At 66.9% G+C, this 17,729-nt stretch carries 12 protein-coding genes and 1 pseudogene; 4 read left to right on the top strand and 9 right to left on the bottom strand.

Features of this window, described 5'->3' with window-relative positions; genetic code table 11:
• Positions 1-5 precede the first annotated feature (5 nt).
• The 3 genes from ACYVB7_RS17035 to ACYVB7_RS17025 are packed head-to-tail and all read right to left on the bottom strand — an operon-like array spanning position 6 to position 3,691.
• The gene (locus ACYVB7_RS17035; RefSeq protein ID WP_460509678.1) at positions 6-1,214 is read right to left on the bottom strand and encodes an aminopeptidase; all 1,209 of its coding nucleotides are present in this window, start codon (positions 1,212-1,214) and stop codon (positions 6-8) included.
• Positions 1,215-1,217: 3 nt separating this feature from the next.
• Positions 1,218-1,550: a PilZ domain-containing protein gene (locus ACYVB7_RS17030; protein ID WP_460509677.1), complete on the bottom strand. Its 333-nt coding sequence runs from the start codon at positions 1,548-1,550 to the stop codon at positions 1,218-1,220.
• Entirely contained in the window at positions 1,547-3,691 is a 2,145-nt protein-coding gene (locus tag ACYVB7_RS17025; protein ID WP_460509676.1) for a molybdopterin-containing oxidoreductase family protein, read from the bottom strand. Before ACYVB7_RS17025 ends, ACYVB7_RS17030 begins: the two co-directional genes overlap by 4 nt.
• A 95-nt stretch (positions 3,692-3,786) precedes the next feature.
• Between ACYVB7_RS17025 and ACYVB7_RS17020 the strand changes: the two genes are divergently transcribed.
• Positions 3,787-4,938, top strand: coding sequence for an ABC transporter substrate-binding protein (locus ACYVB7_RS17020; protein WP_460509675.1), 1,152 nt, complete (start codon positions 3,787-3,789; stop codon positions 4,936-4,938).
• 27 nt (positions 4,939-4,965) lie between these two features.
• The gene (locus tag ACYVB7_RS17015; protein WP_460509674.1) at positions 4,966-6,189 is read left to right on the top strand and encodes a M20 aminoacylase family protein; all 1,224 of its coding nucleotides are present in this window, start codon (positions 4,966-4,968) and stop codon (positions 6,187-6,189) included.
• Here the strand turns inward: ACYVB7_RS17015 and ACYVB7_RS17010 are convergent.
• From ACYVB7_RS17010 to ACYVB7_RS16995, 4 genes and pseudogenes are all read right to left on the bottom strand, one after another.
• Positions 6,179-6,961, bottom strand: coding sequence for a type III pantothenate kinase (locus ACYVB7_RS17010; protein ID WP_460509673.1), 783 nt, complete (start codon positions 6,959-6,961; stop codon positions 6,179-6,181). The two genes, ACYVB7_RS17015 and ACYVB7_RS17010, sit on opposite strands and share 11 nt — an antisense overlap.
• Before the next feature lie 9 nt (positions 6,962-6,970).
• On the bottom strand, positions 6,971-7,375 hold the full coding sequence (locus tag ACYVB7_RS17005) for a rhodanese-like domain-containing protein (RefSeq protein WP_460509719.1): 405 nt from the start codon (positions 7,373-7,375) through the stop codon (positions 6,971-6,973).
• Between the two features lie 33 nt (positions 7,376-7,408).
• Positions 7,409-8,098: pseudogene (locus ACYVB7_RS17000) on the bottom strand (MBL fold metallo-hydrolase); the annotation flags it as partial.
• A gap of 9 nt (positions 8,099-8,107) precedes the next feature.
• Complete coding sequence (locus ACYVB7_RS16995; RefSeq protein ID WP_460509672.1) at positions 8,108-8,353, bottom strand: metal-sensitive transcriptional regulator; 246 nt, start codon at positions 8,351-8,353, stop codon at positions 8,108-8,110.
• 163 nt (positions 8,354-8,516) lie between these two features.
• Here ACYVB7_RS16995 and icmF point away from each other — a divergent pair, with 163 nt between their 5' ends.
• Both icmF and ACYVB7_RS16985 read left to right on the top strand, forming a co-directional pair.
• Positions 8,517-11,825 (top strand): fused isobutyryl-CoA mutase/GTPase IcmF, encoded by a 3,309-nt coding sequence (gene icmF / locus ACYVB7_RS16990; protein ID WP_460509671.1) that lies wholly within the window; start codon positions 8,517-8,519, stop codon positions 11,823-11,825.
• A gap of 63 nt (positions 11,826-11,888) precedes the next feature.
• Positions 11,889-12,782 carry a prenyltransferase gene (locus ACYVB7_RS16985; RefSeq protein WP_460509670.1) on the top strand — a complete coding sequence of 298 codons (894 nt, stop codon included), beginning with the start codon at positions 11,889-11,891 and terminating at the stop codon, positions 12,780-12,782.
• Here the strand turns inward: ACYVB7_RS16985 and ACYVB7_RS16980 are convergent.
• Together ACYVB7_RS16980 and ACYVB7_RS16975 are read right to left on the bottom strand one after the other, a co-directional pair.
• Complete coding sequence (locus tag ACYVB7_RS16980) at positions 12,768-13,190, bottom strand: hypothetical protein (RefSeq protein ID WP_460509669.1); 423 nt, start codon at positions 13,188-13,190, stop codon at positions 12,768-12,770. The two genes, ACYVB7_RS16985 and ACYVB7_RS16980, sit on opposite strands and share 15 nt — an antisense overlap.
• Before the next feature lie 107 nt (positions 13,191-13,297).
• The gene (locus ACYVB7_RS16975) at positions 13,298-17,698 is read right to left on the bottom strand and encodes a cellulose synthase subunit BcsC-related outer membrane protein (protein WP_460509668.1); all 4,401 of its coding nucleotides are present in this window, start codon (positions 17,696-17,698) and stop codon (positions 13,298-13,300) included.
• Positions 17,699-17,729 lie beyond the last annotated feature (31 nt).

The following is a 17,729-nucleotide window of genomic DNA, read 5'->3' as shown; positions in this document are numbered from 1 at the left end:
CGCCGTTATAAACCAGCGCCCTGCGCCACCCCATCGGGGTTGCCCTGCCCCGCGTCATGCAGACCTTGCGGTCCTTGCAGGGCTTGCAGGCGGGACAGGCGCTGGTCCGACGGCAGGCGGCAGAGGTCGGCCACCGCGGCATGAAAGCGGCGGAAGTCGCGCCCTTGCTGCTCAAACAAGGCCTCGAACGCGGGCACCCAGCGGTCGTAGGCCGCCTGCACCGCAAACGTGGCGTTGTTGGCCCGCTCCACCCAGGCGTCGTAACCGCTGTAGCCACCCCACCCGGCCTTGAGCTGGGCGTAGCGCTGGCGAAACTGCGCCAGCACCTGCGCCTTTTGCCGCCGCAACAGCTCTTCGTTTTTGATAGCACCATCTGCTTGATCAGAAAGCGCCAGGCCATATATTTTCTTCAAACTTTCACGGGTGTCACGGGTCAGGGCACGAAACGCCATGCGCCGCTGGTCGAACACCGCGTAGGCGGCCTGGGCCTGGGGCCCCGCCTGCGCCAGCCAGCGCGGCCCGCCCAGGCGCTCCACCGCGGTGGCGTAGGACTCGTTGAACTCGGTGTCGCCCGACAGGTACAACCGCTGGTGCGCCAGCTCGTGGAACAACAACCGCGCCACCTCGCCTTCGGGCTGGGCGATCATGGTGTTGAGCAACGGGTCGCCCCCCAGCCAGTTGGTCCAGCCCAGGGTGGAATAGGCGGGCACGGGGTACACCGCCGACTCCAGCCCCTGCCCCCGCAGCTGCTGCGCCAGCGCCTGGGCCTGGGTTTCGTCGAAGTAACCGCGGTAGCCCACGCAGCCCAGCACCGGGTAACACCAGGTGTGCAAACGCAAGGAGAACTCCGGGGTGGCCACCACGTTCCACACCACGGCGCGGCGCTTCAGGTCGGCGTAGCGGGTGTAGCTGGCGTTGTCGGGCAGGTCCAGCGCGTCAACCGCAAAACGGCGCATGCGCTGGACCGTGGCCAAGCGCTCCTTGAGGGCGGGGGGCGTGGCGTCGTCGGCCAGCCAATCGGCCACGGGCCGGGCGGCACGCATCACCCCCCAATGCCCTTGCACGGCTTGCGCCACATAGGCCAGCCCCTCGGGGGCCGCCGCGGCCGACGCCTCGGATGCGGGCAGGCTGCCACACCCCGTCAGCAGCACAACCGCCACCCCCACGGCCAGGGCGGCAAGCCCCTGGCGGCGCCCATGCGTTGGCTCGACCATGGCTCAGCCCATGTAAAGCAATATGGCCTGGGCCGAAGGTGGATCCAACTCCACAAACGTCAGCCCCACCTTGAAGCCCCGCCCGTCCGACGAATAGACGCTGTGGCTCACCTTGGCCGTGGTCTGCACCGACTGCGGCCCCTTGGTGCGGGTCAACAAGGTGCATTGAAGCTCGATCACCACGCCGATCTTGGGGTTGATTTCGGCGTAGATGCCCATGCCGCCCGAACTGATGTCGAAGGTGCGGACCTCGAACGCCCGCCCGGCCACCCGCACCACGGCCCGGGTGTGCAAGGGTTTGCGAACCGCGGCCCGGCGATCGTCGGAAGCACTCACACAACCACCTCTTCCACCTGCACCAGGCAGTCGTAGAAGGTGGGGGCCCGGCCCAGGTCGGTCAGGGCCTGCCCGGTCAGCTCGTTGACGTTGGTGCCGTTCAACCCCAGCTTGCGCCACCAGATGCCCAGGCCGTTGACCACACCCGGGCGGGCCCGCTCACTCACCCGGGCGGTGCAGTGGTGGCTGCCCCGGTCGTTGAACACCCGCACCCGGGCCCGGTCGGCAATGCCACGGGCGGCGGCATCGGCGGGGTGGATTTCCAGCAGGGGCTCGCCCTCCACGTCACGCAGGCTTTGCACATTGACGAAGGTGGAGTTGAGGAAGTTGCGGGCGGGCGGCGAAATCATGGCCAGCGGGTAACGGCGGGCCAGCTCGGCGTTGTGTTGCGCCGATTCCAGGTTGGGCACATGGTCGGGCAGGCCGTCCAGCCCCTGGTCGGCCAGGCGCTGGCTGAAGAATTCGCAACGCCCCGACGGGGTGGGAAAACCCCCGTGGGCAAACGGCACCAGCGGGGCGCACCGGGCGGGCAAGGGCACCCAACCCCGGGCCAGCAAGGTGTCGAAGTCCACATCGGCGGGGTCGAACGCCTGGCGGCACAAGGCTTCGTCGGACTCGGCAAAACAGGCGTCGGCAAAACCCATGCGGGCGGCCAGGTCTCGGAACACCTGGGTGTTGGGGCGCGACTCGCCCAGCGGCGCAATGGCCGGGCGGTTGAGCAGCACGTCGGTGTGGCCGTAGCTGGTGTGGATGTCCCAATGCTCCAGCTGGGTGGTGGCGGGCAGGATGTAGTCGGCCCAGTCGGCGGTGTCGGTCTGGAACTGCTCCAGCACCACGGTGAACAGGTCGTCCCGCGCAAAGCCGCGCACCACGTCGCCCGAGTGCGGGGCCACGGCCACCGGGTTGCTGTTGTAGACCACCAGGGCCTGCACCCGGGGGCCTCCGGCCAGGATGGGGTCGCCCTCGGCGGCGTTGAGCCATTGGCCCACGGTGCTCATGTTGAGCGTGCGCGGCGCTCGCCCATTCAAGCCCTGTGGCAGCAGGTCGGGGCGGAACAAGGCCTCGCGCCGCACGGGGAAGGCCCCGCTGCTGGACATCAACAGCCCGCCCGAAACATGCCGCCAACTGCCCAGCAGGGCGGGCAGGCAGGCCACCGCCCGCACCGCGTTGCCGCCGCCCCGCACGCGCTGCATGCCGTAGTTCAGGCGGATGGCCACGGGTTCGTTGCGGCGGGCGGTTTCGCCCATGAGCCGCGCCAGGTCACGGATGGCCTGGGCGGGCACGCCGCAGACTTCGGCCGCACGCTCCACATTCCATAGCATGCAGCGCTTTTTGAGAAAGCGTGAACGGCCATTTTCTTCATCAACCCCGTCCCAACCGAGGGTGTGCCGCTCGATGTAGTCCGCGTCCAGCCAGCCGTTGACGGTGAACTCGCGCATCAGCGCCAGCGCCAGCGCACCGTCGGTGCCGGGGCGGATGGCCAGGTGGTGGTGGCATTTTTCGGCGGTTTCGGTGCGGCGGGGGTCGATGCACACCAGCGTGGCCCCATGGCGCTTGGCCTCCTGCACATGCCGCCAAAAGTGCAGGTGGCTGGCAATGGCGTTGCTGCCCCAGATGACGATGACCTTGGCCCCGGCAAACGCCTCGACCCGCATGCCCACCTTGCCGCCCAAGGTCTGCACCAGGGCTTCGGCCCCGGCGCTGGCGCAAATGGTGCGGTCCAGCAGGCTGGCGCCCAGGCGGTGGAAAAACCGGGCGGCCATGCCCTCGCCCTGCACCAGGCCCATGGTGCCTGCGTAGCTGTAGGGCGCAATGGCCCGGGGGTCTTGGGCCGCCAGGTGTTGCAGGCGCTGGGTGATGTCGGCCAGCGCCTCGTCCCAGCCCACGGGTTGGAACTGGCCGCTGCCTTTGGGGCCGACACGCTTCAACGGGTGAAGCAGGCGCTCAGGGTGGTGGGTGCGCTCGGCGTACTTGGACACCTTGGTGCACAACACCCCTGCGGTGGCCGGATGGTCCGGGTTGCCCTGCACCTTGATGGCCACCCCGTGGCGCACGGTGGTGACCAGGGCACAGGTGTCGGGGCAGTCGTGCGGACACGCGCCGAGGGTGGTTTGCGGGGGCTCGACGTCGAAATCGTTCATGGCGGCGCGGAAACGGGCTGAGGCCGGAGTCAAGTGGCAGAATGGGCCGCAGTTCCAAAAAGAACCCTTCGGACGCGACAAGGAGCTACCGTACCATGGACAGAAGAAAAGCGCTGACACAACTGCAACGTTGGGGCACCCTGGGCTTGGGCTGGCCTTTGCTGGCCTCGGCCCAATCCTCATCCGGCCGAAGCAACACCCTGGTGCTGGGGCAATCGGCCGCATTCAGTGGCCCTTCATCCGAGTTGGGTTTGCAGTACCACGCCGGGGCCCGGCTGTGCTTTGAGCAGTTCAATGCCAACGGAGGCCTGGATGGCCGCAAGATCGAGCTGCAAAAACTGGACGATGGGTATGACCCCGATCGCTGTGTGGCCAACACCCGGCAGTTCATCCAGGAAGGCGTGTTCGCCCTGTTTGGCTACGTGGGCACCGCCACCACCGCCGCTGCCCTGCCGCTGGCCACCGAGGCCAAGGTGCCGCTGTTCGCGCCACTGACCGGCGCCCAATCGTTGCGCGAACCCTACAACCGCTATGTGGTGCATGTGCGGGCGTCGTACATCGACGAAACGGCGGCCATCGTCAAGCAGCTGATGGGGTTGGGCACCAAGCGTGTGGCGGTGTTCCACCAGAACGACGGTTACGGACAGGCGGGCCTGGACGGCGTGCGCAAGGCCATGGCCGCGCACAAGTTGGAGCCGGTGGCCATCGGCACGGTCGAGCGCAACTCCACCGACGTGACCCACGCACTCAACACCATCCTGGCCGCCAACCCCGAAGCGGTGGTGCAGGTGAGCACCTACAAGGCCAGCGCGGTGTTCGTGCGCCTGGCCCGCAAAGCAGGCTTTTTGGGGTCCATCTACAACGTGTCGTTTGTGGGAACCCAGGCGCTGCTGGACGAGCTGGGGGCCATGGCCGCTGGCGTGGCCGTGTCCCAGGTGATGCCCTTCCCCTACTCCCCGGTCACCCCGATTTCGGGCGACTACCTGGCCATGCTCAAGTCGGACAACGCGCGCGGCTTTGTGCCCAACTACACCAGCATGGAAGGGTATGTGGCCGCCCGGGTGTTCATCGAGGCCCTCAAGCACGCGGGCAAGACCCCCTCGCGCGAAGACCTGATCCAGGCCGTGCAAGGCATGACCTCGTTGAATCTGGGGGGGTTCAGCCTGTCGTATGGTCCGCAGCGCAACACCGGGTCCAGTTTCGTGGAAATGACGCTGCTGTCCAAGGACGGGCGCATTCGCCGCTGACCCCGGCCCCCCTTCGGAAGCCTCACCATGAACCTCATCCCCCCCCTGGTGGCCCAGGCCCCTGCCATGGCCGCGCTGCGGCGCGACATCCACGCCCACCCCGAGTTGTGTTTCGAGGAAGTGCGCACCGCCGATGTGGTGGCGGCCAAACTGGCCGAGTGGGGCATTCCCGTTCATCGGGGGCTGGGCACCACCGGGGTGGTGGGCGTCGTTCATGGACGCGACGGCGGGGCCTGCGGCAGGGCCGTGGGGTTGCGGGCCGACATGGATGCGCTGCCCATGTCCGAGCTCAACACCTTTGCCCACGCCAGCACCCACCCCGGCAAGATGCACGCCTGCGGGCACGACGGCCATGTGGCCATGCTGCTGGCCGCGGCGCAGCACCTGTCCACCCACCGCGACTTTGACGGCACGGTGTACCTGATCTTCCAACCCGCCGAGGAAGGCGGGGGCGGTGCCCGCGAGATGATCCACGACGGCCTGTTCGAGCGCTTTCCCATGCAAGCCGTTTTTGGCATGCACAACTGGCCCGGCATGCCCGTGGGCACGTTTGCCGTGAGCCCGGGGCCGGTGATGGCGTCGAGCAACGAGTTTCGCATCGTCATCCGGGGCAAGGGGGGGCATGCGGCGCTGCCGCACACCGGCATCGACCCGGTGCCCGTGGCCTGCCAGATGGTGCAGGCTTTCCAGACCATCATCACCCGCAACAAGAAGCCGGTGGACGCGGGCGTGATCAGCGTGACCATGATCCACACCGGCGAGGCCACCAACGTCATCCCCGACAGCTGCGAAATTCAGGGCACGGTGCGCACCTTCACCCTGGAGGTGCTGGACCTGATCGAGCAGCGCATGCAGGCCGTGGCCGAGCACACCGCAGCGGCCTTTGGTGCGACCTGCGAGTTCGAGTTCGTGCGCAACTACCCGCCCACGGTCAACCACCCCGACGAAGCCGCGTTTGCCCGCGAGGTGATGGCCACCATCGTCGGCCCCGAGCAGGTGCTGGTGCAGGAGCCCACCATGGGCGCCGAAGACTTTGCCTACATGCTGCAGGTCAAGCCGGGAGCCTATGTGTTCATTGGCAATGGCGATGGCAGCCACCGCTCAGACTATGAAGTGGGCGGGCATGGCCTGTCGCACCACGTGGGGCCGTGCGTGCTGCACAACCCGCGCTACGACTTCAACGACGCGCTCATTCCCCTGGGGGCCAGCTTCTGGGTGCGGCTGGTGGAGCGGTGGTTGGTCACTCGCTGACCGCCGCCACCGCAAACCGGCGGGCGGCGATTTCCAGCAGCCCGTCGAAAATCAGGCCCTCCACCAGCTCGAAGCGGTTGGACATGCTGGGGGCCATCTTCCACCCGGCCCCACCGGTCATGATGCATTCGGGCTCCTGGCCTGTGTGCCGTCGCAGGTTGTCCACCATGCGCTGAACGGCCCCGGCAATGGCAAAGGTGCCCCCGCTGGTGAGGGCATCGCTGGTGTTGGTGGGGAAGTCGCGCACCTCGCCCGTGGGCACGTGCAGACCCGCCGTGCCCGACTCCAGCGCCCGCAGCATGATGCCGTGCCCTGGCAGGATGATGCCGCCCAGAAAGCGGCCCTGCTCGTCCAGCGCTTCCACCGTGACGGCTGTTCCCACCATGACCACCACACAGGGCCGGGGTCCACCGTGGGCCACCACCCGCTGGCGCGCCCCCACCATGGCCACCCAGCGGTCGGCCCCCAGGCGACCAGGGTGGTCGTAGCCGTTGGTCACGCCGCCTTCGCTCAACGAGGGCACCACCCATTGGGGGTGCACATCCCACAGCTCCAGCTGCTGCTCCACCCGGCGCCGCACCGCGTCACCGGCCACCACGCACCCCAGCACGTGCTCGGGCTGGGCCAGGCGGCTCCATTCGCCCTCGGACAGCTTTTCAATGTTCTCCAGAAACTGCGCCCCATGCGCCAACAACCGGGCTCCCACCTGGGGGCGGTCGTACAGCGCCCATTTCAAGCGGGTGTTCCCCACGTCCAGGGCCAGCAGCGTCATGGTGTCTCCTCAGTTTTGCCTCCAGGGCAGGCCATGGTACTTCCATCCGCCCTTCTGCCCCCGGTGGGCCTGGGCGTCGGGGTCGCCTTCAAAGCCTTCCAGGATGTTGTAGGCCGTCAGGCCCAGCTCGGTGGCCCGTTTGGCTGCGGCGATGGAACGCACACCGCTGCGACACAAGAACACCACCGGGCGGCCCGCACTGGCCTGGCGCACGGCGTCGTCAAACCCCGGGTTCATGGCCATGCCCGGCCACTGCTTCCAGGCCACGGCCACCGCACCAGGGACAAAGCCCACCCACTCGCGCTCGGCGTCGGTGCGCACGTCCACCAACACCGCGTCACCCGCCTGCACCCATTGCCAAGCCAACTGCGGCGACACATCGCCCGCGTACGCCTCGGCCGCACGGGGCAGCATCTGGGCCACCCCGTCCACATCGTGGCGGGCCACCAGGCCAGAGACGAGGTTGGCGGGTACCGCCTGGTCGATGAGGCGGGGCTTGGGCAGGTTCAGCGCGGCCATGAGGGCCACGAACTCGCCCTGGCTCTTGCCCGCCACCCGCGGGTTGTGGGTCTTTTCGTGCCCGATGGTGGAATGGGTGCGCCCGTTGTAGTCGTGGCCGGGCCACACCACGGTGTCGTCGGGCAGGGCAAACAGCACCTGGGTGAGGCTGTGGTACAGCGCCTCGGCGCTGCCCGACTGGAAATCGGTGCGGCCACAACCGTTGATGAGCAGGGTGTCGCCGGTGAACACATGGCACTGGCCATCCACCGTCCACACATAGCTGGCGCTGCCCGCCGTGTGGCCCGGCGTATGCAGCACCTGCACCGTCTGAGCGCCAAAACACAGCGTGTCCCCATGCTGCAACTGCACGGCGGCGGACCCGATGCCGCAACCCGCGGGGGCCGCGGTCTTGGCCCCGGTGTGCTCGGCCAGCAGGCCGGCGCTGGTGATGTGGTCGGCGTGGGCATGGGTTTCCACGGTCCACACCAGTTTCAGGCCCAGCTCGCGCAGCGTGGCCAGGTCGCGCTGGAGCTGGTGGTCCACCGGGTCGATGAGCAAGGCTTCGCGGGTGTCCGCATCGAACAGGATGTAGGTGAAGGTGCTGGACTCGGGGTCGAACAGTTGGACGGGTTTCATGGGGTGATCTCAGGAAAACTTGGCCAGCATCTCGGCCACATCGTCGACGGGCACGTCACCTTGGGAAATGACGCAGCCCACCAGGGTGTAGAAGGATTTGTCCAGGGCCTTGCGGGCGGCGGCCATCTGCTGGGCCACCTTTTCGCAGTCTTCGTCGGCTTCGATCAGGCGCTGGATGCCACGCAACTGGCCTTCGATTCGTTTGAGGCGCAACACCAGGGCGCGTTTGCGTTCGGGGTCTTGAACAATGGTCATGAGGCGGTTCCACAGGGCAAGACCGGGTGGCAAGGCGACTCGGTCCAGCAAAAATGACATTGAATCACAACCGCCATCCACCCGTGTACGGCGCCGTCATGTTGACGTTTACGTAAACGGAATATCATTCCGCCCACCCAGGCCAACGAGACGGAGACAACGCATGACCGACCTGTCCGCAGAATTCCAAGCCCTCGCCCACTACCGCCCCAAACACAAGGTCCGGTTCGTCACGGCGGCCAGCCTGTTCGACGGGCACGACGCGGCCATCAACATCATGCGGCGCATCCTGCAAAGCATGGGCGCGGAGGTGATCCACCTGGGGCACAACCGCAGCGTGGACGAGGTGGTGACCGCCGCGCTGCAGGAAGACGCGCAGGGCATCGCCATCAGCTCGTACCAGGGCGGCCACGTCGAGTACTTCAAGTACATGGTGGACCTGCTGCGCCAGCGCGGCGGCAGCCAGATCCAGGTGTTTGGCGGCGGCGGCGGGGTGATCGTGCCCGACGAAATCCGCGAACTGATGGCCTACGGCGTGGCCCGCATCTACAGCCCCGAAGACGGCCAGCGCATGGGTCTGGCCGGCATGATCGGCGAAATGGTGATGCGCTGCGACCAGGACCTGACCTTGCACGCTCCGAGCAGCCTTGACGCCATCCAAGGTCACACCGACGCCGCCTGGCGGGCGCTGGCGCAACTCATCACGGCGCTTGAAAATTCACAACAAAATCACCATCTGTCGCTTGATCTGAAAGCGCAAGCAGCTACAAAAACAATACCCATCATCGGCATCACCGGCACGGGCGGTGCGGGCAAGTCCAGCCTCACCGACGAGCTGATCCGCCGCTTGCGGCTGGACCAGGACGACCGCCTGCGCGTGGCCGTCATCAGCATCGACCCCAGCCGCCGCAAAAGCGGCGGCGCCCTGCTGGGCGACCGCATCCGCATGAACGCCATTGGGCCGTGGAAGACGGACGCGGGAAGCGCGGGGGCACGCATCTTCATGCGCAGCCTGGCCACCCGCGACTTTGGCAGCGAGATCAGCGCCGCCCTGCCCGACGTGCTGGCCGCCTGCAAGGTGGCGGGCTTTGACCTGATCGTGGTGGAAACCTCGGGCATTGGCCAGGGTGATGCCGCCATCGTCCCGCATGTGGACGTGCCCCTGTACGTGATGACGCCCGAGTTCGGGGCCGCCAGCCAGCTCGAAAAAATCGACATGTTGGACTTTGCCGAGTTCGTGGCCATCAACAAGTTCGACCGCAAAGGCGCGGGTGACGCCTTGCGGGACGTGGCCAAGCAGGTGCAGCGCAACCGCGAAGCCTGGACGCAAGCGCCCGACCAAATGCCCGTGTTCGGCACCATGGCCGCCCGCTTCAACGACGACGGCGTGACCGCGCTCTACCAGGCCTTGAAGCCCCGGTTGGCCGCGCTGGGGCTGCCCCTGACCGAGGGCCGACTGCCGGTGGTGAGCGTGCGCCACAGCACCAACCAGACGCCCATCGTGCCGCCCAGCCGCACCCGCTACCTGGCCGACATTGCCGACACCGTGCGCGGCTACAAGCAGCGCGCCCGCAGCCAGGCCCGCTTGGCACGCGAGATCCAGCAACTGCGTGCCGCCGCCGCCATGCTGGAGGTGGACCGACCGGGCAAAGCCAAGGCCGCCGAGGCCGCCCTGGAGCTGGCCCTGCAGCGCGAGGAACGCATGGACCCGTCGGCCCGCAAGCTGCTGGCCCAGTGGCCCGACATGCAAAAGGCCTATGCGGGTGACGAGTACGTGGTGAGAATCCGCGACAAGGAAATCCGCACCGCCCTCACCACCAAATCACTCAGCGGCACCCCCATCCGCAAAGTGGTGCTGCCCACCTACGAGGACCATGGCGAAATCCTCAAGTGGCTGATGCTGGACAACGTGCCCGGCAGCTACCCGTACACCGCGGGCACCTTCGCCTTCAAGCGCGAGGGTGAAGACCCCACCCGCATGTTCGCGGGCGAAGGCGACCCCTTCCGTACCAACCGCCGCTTCAAGCTGGTGAGCTCTGGTCTACCCGCCAAGCGCCTGAGCACCGCGTTCGACTCGGTCACGCTGTACGGCAACGACCCCGACCTGCGCCCCGACATCTACGGCAAGATCGGCAACAGCGGTGTGAACGTGGCCACGCTGGACGACATGAAGGTGCTCTACAGCGGCTTTGACCTGTGCAGCCCCAGCACCAGCGTGAGCATGACCATCAACGGCCCGGCCCCCAGCATCCTGGCCATGTTCATGAACACGGCCATCGACCAGCAACTGGAGAAATTCCAGGCTGACAACGGGCGCGACCCCACCGACACCGAGGCCGCCAAGATCCGCGAATGGGTGCTGGCCAACGTGCGCGGCACGGTGCAGGCCGACATCCTCAAGGAAGACCAGGGCCAGAACACCTGCATCTTCAGCACCGAGTTCAGCTTGAAGGTGATGGGCGACATTGCCGAGTACTTCGTGCACCACAACGTGCGCAACTTCTACAGCGTGTCCATCAGCGGCTACCACATCGCCGAGGCCGGGGCCAACCCCATCAGCCAACTGGCGTTCACGCTCAGCAACGGCTTCACGTTTGTGGAAGCCTACCTGGCGCGGGGCATGCACATCGACGACTTTGCGCCCAACCTGAGCTTCTTCTTCAGCAACGGCATGGACCCGGAGTACACGGTGCTGGGCCGCGTGGCACGGCGCATCTGGGCCACCGCCATGAAGGAAAAATACGGGGCCAACGAACGCAGCCAGAAGCTGAAGTACCACATCCAGACCAGTGGGCGCAGCCTGCACGCGCAGGAAATCCAGTTCAACGACATCCGCACCACGCTGCAGGCGCTGATCGCCATCTACGACAACTGCAACAGCCTGCACACCAACGCGTTCGACGAGGCCATCACCACGCCCACCGAAGACAGCGTGCGCCGCGCCATGGCCATCCAGCTCATCATCAACCGCGAATGGGGCTTGGCCAAGAACGAGAACCCCAACCAGGGCTCGTTCATCATCGAAGAGTTGACCGAGCTGGTCGAGGAGGCTGTGCTGGCCGAGTTCGAAAAAATCGCCGAGCGCGGCGGTGTGCTGGGTGCCATGGAAACCGGTTTCCAGCGCGGCAAGATCCAGGACGAGTCCATGCACTACGAGATGCTGAAGCACACGGGCGAATACCCCATCATCGGCGTCAACACCTTCCGCAACCCCAAGGGCGACCCCACGCCCGACACGCTGGAGCTGGCCCGCTCCACCGAGGACGAAAAGCAGAGCCAGTTGCGCCGCCTGCACGACTTCCACACCCGCCACGCCGACCAGGCCCCCGCCATGCTCAAGCGGCTGCAGCAGGCCGTCATCGACAACCAGAACGTGTTCGATGTGCTGATGGACGCGGTGCGCGTGTGCTCGCTGGGCCAGATCACCCACGCCTTGTTCGAAGTGGGCGGACAATACCGGCGAAACATGTAACCCTTGCCCATGCCTGTACCCCCACCCCCATCGCCAAACGTTCCGAAACAATCCGATTGGCGGGTGTACTGGCGACTGACGCGCCCGGGTTTTCTCAGCATCACCGTGGTGGCGGTGCTGCTGGGTCTATCCACGGCGTGGGCCTGCGGTTGTGGCTTCGACCCCGTCACGGCCGTAGTCACGCTGGTGCTGGCCTGCGCGGCGCACGCCGGGGCCAATGTGCTCAACGACTGCGAAGACGCGGTCAATGGGGCCGATGCGGCCAACCAGCAGGGGCTGTTTCCATTCACCGGCGGGTCACGCCTCATCCAGGCGGCTGAGGTGTCGGTTCGTGACGCCCGCAGCTGGGCCTGGGTGCTGCTGGGCTTGATGGTGCTGGGGGGCTTGTGGTTGGCCCTGCGCGCCGGGCCTGGGTTGGTGCTGATCGGTGCCGCCGGGCTGTTCCTGGCCTGGGCCTATTCATCCCCGCCGCTGGCCCTGATGAGCCGAGGCGTGGGTGAACTCACGGTGGCGCTGACGTGGTGGCTGGTGGTGGTGGGCGCCGATCACGTGCAGCGTCGGCATTTTTTCATCATGCCAGCGTATGCGGGCGTGAGCCTGGGCCTGCTGGTGGCCAACATCCTGCTCATCAACGGCGTGCCCGATGCCCCCGCAGACCAAAGCGTGGGCAAACGCACCTTGGCCACGCGCCTCCCCCCCAAAGCCCTGACAGCGCTGTACACCGGCCTGGCCCTGTTCGCCCACGCCTGGGTGGTGTGGGGGGTTTGGGCCTTGATTCCACCGCAAACGGCGCTGTGGTCCCTGCTGTCGCTGCCGTTGTCGCTGGCAGCCGCGGCCATGCTGTTCCGCCATGGCGAGACGCCTCAACGGCTGCGCCCTGCCATCGGATTGACGATTGCCAGCGCCAACCTCCATGGGCTGGCGCTGGCCGTGGGCATGGTGTTACCGCGCTGGTGACACCCGGGTGCCCGGGGCACCGCCCACCGTGGGCCCGGGCGTGGGCCGCGTGGGAAGAGCAGACGACGACGGGACGGCCCACAACGGGGGCACCTCGGGCACACCGGCCTCCGGGAACGGCACCTGCAAAGGCTGCGGCGCCATGCCCAGCGCAGCCTGCCCTTCCACTTGCGCCATCCAGCGCTGCAAGCTCAACAGATTGGCGGCAATGTCGGCCCGCGCCGGGGCCAGCTTCACCGCCCGCTGCAACAAACTGGCCGCCTGCTGGTAACGCCCCCGGGCAGCCTCGGCCACGGCCTGGTTGTTCAAGGCAATGGGGTCGAACGGGTTGATGGCGGTGGCATCCACGGCATCCAGACCTCTGCCAAAGGCGCTGCCCCCACCTTGGGTCGCGGCGGCAGGGAACACCAGTCCGCTGGGCTGGGGGTTGGATGTTCCGCACGCACTCAGGAGCGCAACGGCCCCCAACCAAACCCCGGTGCGCAACCCTCGAAAAACACGTCGTTGAACCATGATCACTGCCCCACCTTCAACACCTTGGGTGGCATCTTGGCCTGGGTGTAGATGGGGTCGAAGCTGTACCGCAGGTACACCATGCCCGCCGTCTGCGTGTAGTCAGACGCGTTGTCGATGGACACCTTGCCCCCCACGGCCCATTGCGGCGCAAACTGGTATTCGGCCTCGCCGCCCAGACGGAAGCCCAGCCCCGTCTTGGACTGGCTGGGGTAGAACGAGTTATAGCTGACCCCCACGGGTGCGGCCACCGAGTTGGCGGCGGCCACGGTTTCCCAGTTGGACTGCAGCGTCGCATCGCCCGGGAAGTAGGCGGCACTGTTTTCGCGGAAGCTCTGGATGCCAATGGAGCCATCCACCTTGTAGGCCACCTTGCCGTACCGGCCCGTCAACTCCAGCGGCAAGGCCAGGCTGAAATAACGTTGCGGGCTGAAGTAGCCCCCATGGCCCAGCGTGAAGTAACGGAGGTTGCGCTTGTAACCCAAGGCCGTGACGGCCACACCGGCCGTGAACTCCATGTCGGTGTCCTGGATGACCTTGTAGTACGCCCCACCGCCCACTTCAAAGCGGCTGTTGTTGACCACGTTCTTGCCTTGCAGGACGTGCAGGCCGCCGTAACCAAAGATGCCAAAGCGGCCTTGCTCAACCCCCACTTCCATGCGCCCGCCGGTGGCGGTGACACCGCCCCAGGTCCGCCCGGTCACGTCGTCCACCGTCCCGGCGTAGGACAGCAGGCTGTCCGTCACCGGACGCCTTGACAAGTCCAGCTTGAGTTTCACATCGCCAAAGCTGTCGTTGTAGGCCACGCCACCGACCACGTTGGCCACCTGGAACCCCAGCGGGGTGGTGCCCAAATCCAGTTTGAGGTGTGCGGTTTCATAACCGATGGACAAGGCCAGACCGGAGTCTTGCTGCTCCCGGGTGGTGCCCGTGCCGCCACCCACAATGGCCAGGGCGTTGGCCCCGAAACGCTGGGAGGCATTGAGGTCGGTGGCGTTGATGCGCCCGGCGCTCAAGAACACCGGCTCCATGCGCAACACCAGGTGCCCGCCCTGCCCCAAGGGATACCGCCCTTCGACCACGGTGCTGAAGTCGGTCAGCTCACTGGTGCCGGAATCCCCACTGCGTCCACGCCACATGCCGCCCGCGGAGATGGAGCCTGCGCGATCGGCCCGCAGCTCGTCGATTTCGCGCTGCAGGGACCCTGGACCCGCGGCCCGCCGCGCGGGAACCACCGGTGTGGGGGTTTCCCACGACGCCGCCGGCATGGGGCGAGGCGCTTCCACGACAGGTTGCGGTGCCGCCTGGGCGGTGAACGAGGGCGGCGCCTGCAACGGCTGCTGGTAGGGGGCTGGTGCGCTGCGATAGGCATCGGCCCCGGCGTTGAACGCAGACGACGGGGTGGCCGCCACCGGGGTGAGCACCGGAGCCGACATCACCACCGTGGGCGGGGCGAACACCGATGCGGGCGCAGCAGGCTGCTGCCAGGGGATGGACGCCGCGGGGGCCTGAATCGGCTCCTCGGCGTACACCGATGTCGGAACACTGCGCTGCGGTTGGTACTGCACCGGACGCATGGCATTGCGCGAGACGTCATGGTCTGCGCCATACACCGAGTCCGCCGGGCCCACACCCTCGCCCGCGCCGTTGAAGGACATCTGCTGCGGGTAAGTGGACGGGTAGCGAGGCGACACAGGCGCCGCCGACGAGGGCTGCCCCGTGGGCACAACAGGGGGCTGCATCACCGGCCGTGCGGCGGGCATTGGGCTGTTGACGACCGAGCGGCCCCCCAAGGGATTGGGAATGGGCGGCATGGCCTGCCCCGCCGCGGCACCGGAGCGCACCGGCGGCGTGGGCAGGGTGTAGTCCACCATGTTGACCCCCAGCGGACCGACCTTGGCCATCTGGCTTTGCGCCAGAGACACCTGCTGGGCCTGCTGAAGCAGCTCCACGGCCAGTTTGTTCTTGCCCTGCGCCCGAGCCAAACGCCCTTGGGTGGACAACACGTCGGGGTTGGACGGGGCCATGCGCCCCGCGGCGTCCAGCGCCGATTGGGCGTACTGCAAATCGCCCGCGGCCAAGGCCGCACCGCCAGCCGCCACCAAGGTGGGCACGTCCGGCTCGTCCATCAGCTGCAGCACCTGGTGGTACCAGGCCAAGGCCCGGGCGGGCTCCCCGGCGCTGTTGTACAAGCGGGCCAGCGCCTGTTGGGCGGGGATGTCGTTCGGACGTTCGCTCAGCAGTTGGGCGGCGATTTCATACGCTGCCGCGTAGTTGCCCGCCTCGCGCTGGGCATCCGCCTGGCGCACGCTGTAGGCCCAACGGATGTCGTCCACGTCTTTGCGCTGCGTGGGGTTCAGGATCTGGGCGTACAGCTGGCGCAACTGGGCCGCCAGCTCCACGTCCTGACGGGTGCGCAGCAGCAATCCGGCGTATTGCACCAGCAAATCGAGGTCGGGCTTGGGGGTCTGCGCCAGCAGGGTGCGCATCATGCCGATGGAGCGCGCTTCATCGCCCAGGTTGACCATGACCTGGGCGATGGCGGCCAGCAGATCGGCGTCCCGTCCGGCGGCTTTCAGGGCCTGATCCAGCGTGGACATGGCCGGCGCCTTTTGCCCCATGCGGGCCAGCACCTCGGCTTTGCCCACCTGCGCCCGAACCCACATCTTGCGCTGCAACTCAGCCATTTCCCGGGTGCGGGCCGACGTGGGGATTTTTTCGAGCATGTTGAGGGCCAAGGTGTATTCCTTGGCCTCGGCACTCATCAGTGCGGCGGCGTGCAATGCGTCGGGCATGTCGGGGCGGCTTTGCAGCAGCCCGTCCATCAGGCCAAAGGCTTCGCTGGTGGCCCCTGAGCGGTGGTACAGGCGGGCCAACTCCAGGCGCAACCAAGGGCTGTTGGGGTCCCACAGCAAGGCTTCTTCAAACGCCTGCATCGCCGCCACCGGGTCGCCCCGGGCGATGTCGGCCATGGCCTTGAGGCGGTACTGCTCCGCACGCAAACTGCCGTAGCCCAACTCTTCCTTGTCGGCTTCAGACAGCGACTCGGCCAGCGCCAGCGCTTCTTCTACCTTGCCTTGGCGCACCAACACCCCGGCAAAGCCTCGCAACACATCCACCGACTTGGGGTGCTGGGCCCTCACGACACGGTAGGCTTTCTCAGCGTCGTTCAACCGGCCTTCCTGAACCAGAAGGTCTGCCAACGCGGCAGGCGGGCGTTCCGCCTTGGGATCGAGTTGGGCGGCACGCTCGTACAAGCGCCGCGCCTGCGCAATGTCACCGCCTGCAGCAGCTTGGTCGCCCTCATCCAGGGCACGCCAGAAGCGGGCGGTGCCCAGGGCTTCTTCCCATTTGCGGTTGCCGCTGAGGCGAATGGCGTCCAGCAGCAGCTTTTCGGCTTCGGCAAAACGTTCCTGCTTCAGGCGCACCACGCCCAACCCACCCAACGCATCGGGATTGCGGGGGCCCGAAGACAGCAAGGTCTCGAAACGCTTCTCGGCCTCACCGATGTCCCCGATGTTGAGCGCCGAATAAGCATCGCGCAACGCAAGGCTGCGCGCATCCAGAGGACGGGGTGCCGTGGCCTGGTTCAGACCGGCCAAGCGTGCGCGGATGGCGGCATCACCCGGCTGCACATTCAGGTACGACTGATACAACCCGGCGTCTGTCCGCCCGGCCTCCAGCCAGATCAGGCCTTTGCGCCAGGCGTCGGTGGCGGCCACCCCCACGCTGGGCTTGCGCGCCAGTTCGGACAACAGGCGAATGCCCTCTCGACGGGTGGCCGCACGGTACGTCAGGTGCTGGGCATAGGCCAGTGCAACCACGGCATTCGACGGGTCTTCAGCAGACAAACGCTCCAGGCCTCGCCGGGCTTCTTCCCAGCCCGAACTGGTGCCCCCCAAGGTCTGGAAATACTCCAGCGCAATGGGGCCATTGAGGGAGCGCCCTTCCAGCAGCTGCCGGTACAGGCCCACGGCCTCGTCTTGGCGTCCGGCCCGCGCCGCGGCGCGTGCCTGGTCCAGCAATTTGGTGTTCAAGGACTTCTGCGTCACCGCCCCTTCGATGCGACGAATGGCCTCCTTGTTGGCCAGGGGCTGGCGCTTCAACTCCTCGGCAATCTGCCGGGCGGCTTCGGGTCGGTTGCTGTCAATCTCGTGCTGGGCCATGCCAGCCAGGGCGTCCGAGTTCTTGGGGTCGAGTTGAAGCAGGCGTTTCCACGCAGCGGCCGCCAAGTCCGAACGCCCCTTGGATTCCCAGAAACGGGCCTGCTCGGTCAAGGTCTTGATCGCCAGCGTGTTGTCCTGGGCAAACGCAGGCAAACCCGACAGGCACAGGGCCGCCGCAGACGCCGACGCCCACATGGCCAGCCATGGCTTGCGGTTCAAATGAGAAGGGTGATTCATGGTCGCAAAACCCGGTGTGGAACGTTGTGGG

The sequence above is a fragment of the Hydrogenophaga soli genome (assembly GCF_054777695.1).
The sequence above is the reverse complement of the archived record's forward strand: the minus strand, read 5'-3'. Positions and strand labels throughout refer to the sequence as shown.

Bases quoted from the DNA above. Each gene is read 5' to 3' on its own strand.
- ACYVB7_RS17005 (WP_460509719.1), bottom strand. From the start codon at position 7,375: ATGCTGCCCCGTGCGGCCGAGGCGTACGCGGGCGATGTGTCGCCGCAG.
- ACYVB7_RS16995 (WP_460509672.1), bottom strand. From the start codon at position 8,353: ATGACCATTGTTCAAGACCCCGAACGCAAACGCGCCCTGGTGTTGCGC.
- ACYVB7_RS17025 (WP_460509676.1), bottom strand. From the start codon at position 3,691: ATGAACGATTTCGACGTCGAGCCCCCGCAAACCACCCTCGGCGCGTGT.
- ACYVB7_RS17020 (WP_460509675.1), top strand. From the start codon at position 3,787: ATGGACAGAAGAAAAGCGCTGACACAACTGCAACGTTGGGGCACCCTG.
- ACYVB7_RS16975 (WP_460509668.1), bottom strand. From the start codon at position 17,698: ATGAATCACCCTTCTCATTTGAACCGCAAGCCATGGCTGGCCATGTGG.
- icmF (WP_460509671.1), top strand. From the start codon at position 8,517: ATGACCGACCTGTCCGCAGAATTCCAAGCCCTCGCCCACTACCGCCCC.
- ACYVB7_RS17015 (WP_460509674.1), top strand. From the start codon at position 4,966: ATGAACCTCATCCCCCCCCTGGTGGCCCAGGCCCCTGCCATGGCCGCG.
- ACYVB7_RS17010 (WP_460509673.1), bottom strand. From the start codon at position 6,961: ATGACGCTGCTGGCCCTGGACGTGGGGAACACCCGCTTGAAATGGGCG.
- ACYVB7_RS17035 (WP_460509678.1), bottom strand. From the start codon at position 1,214: ATGGTCGAGCCAACGCATGGGCGCCGCCAGGGGCTTGCCGCCCTGGCC.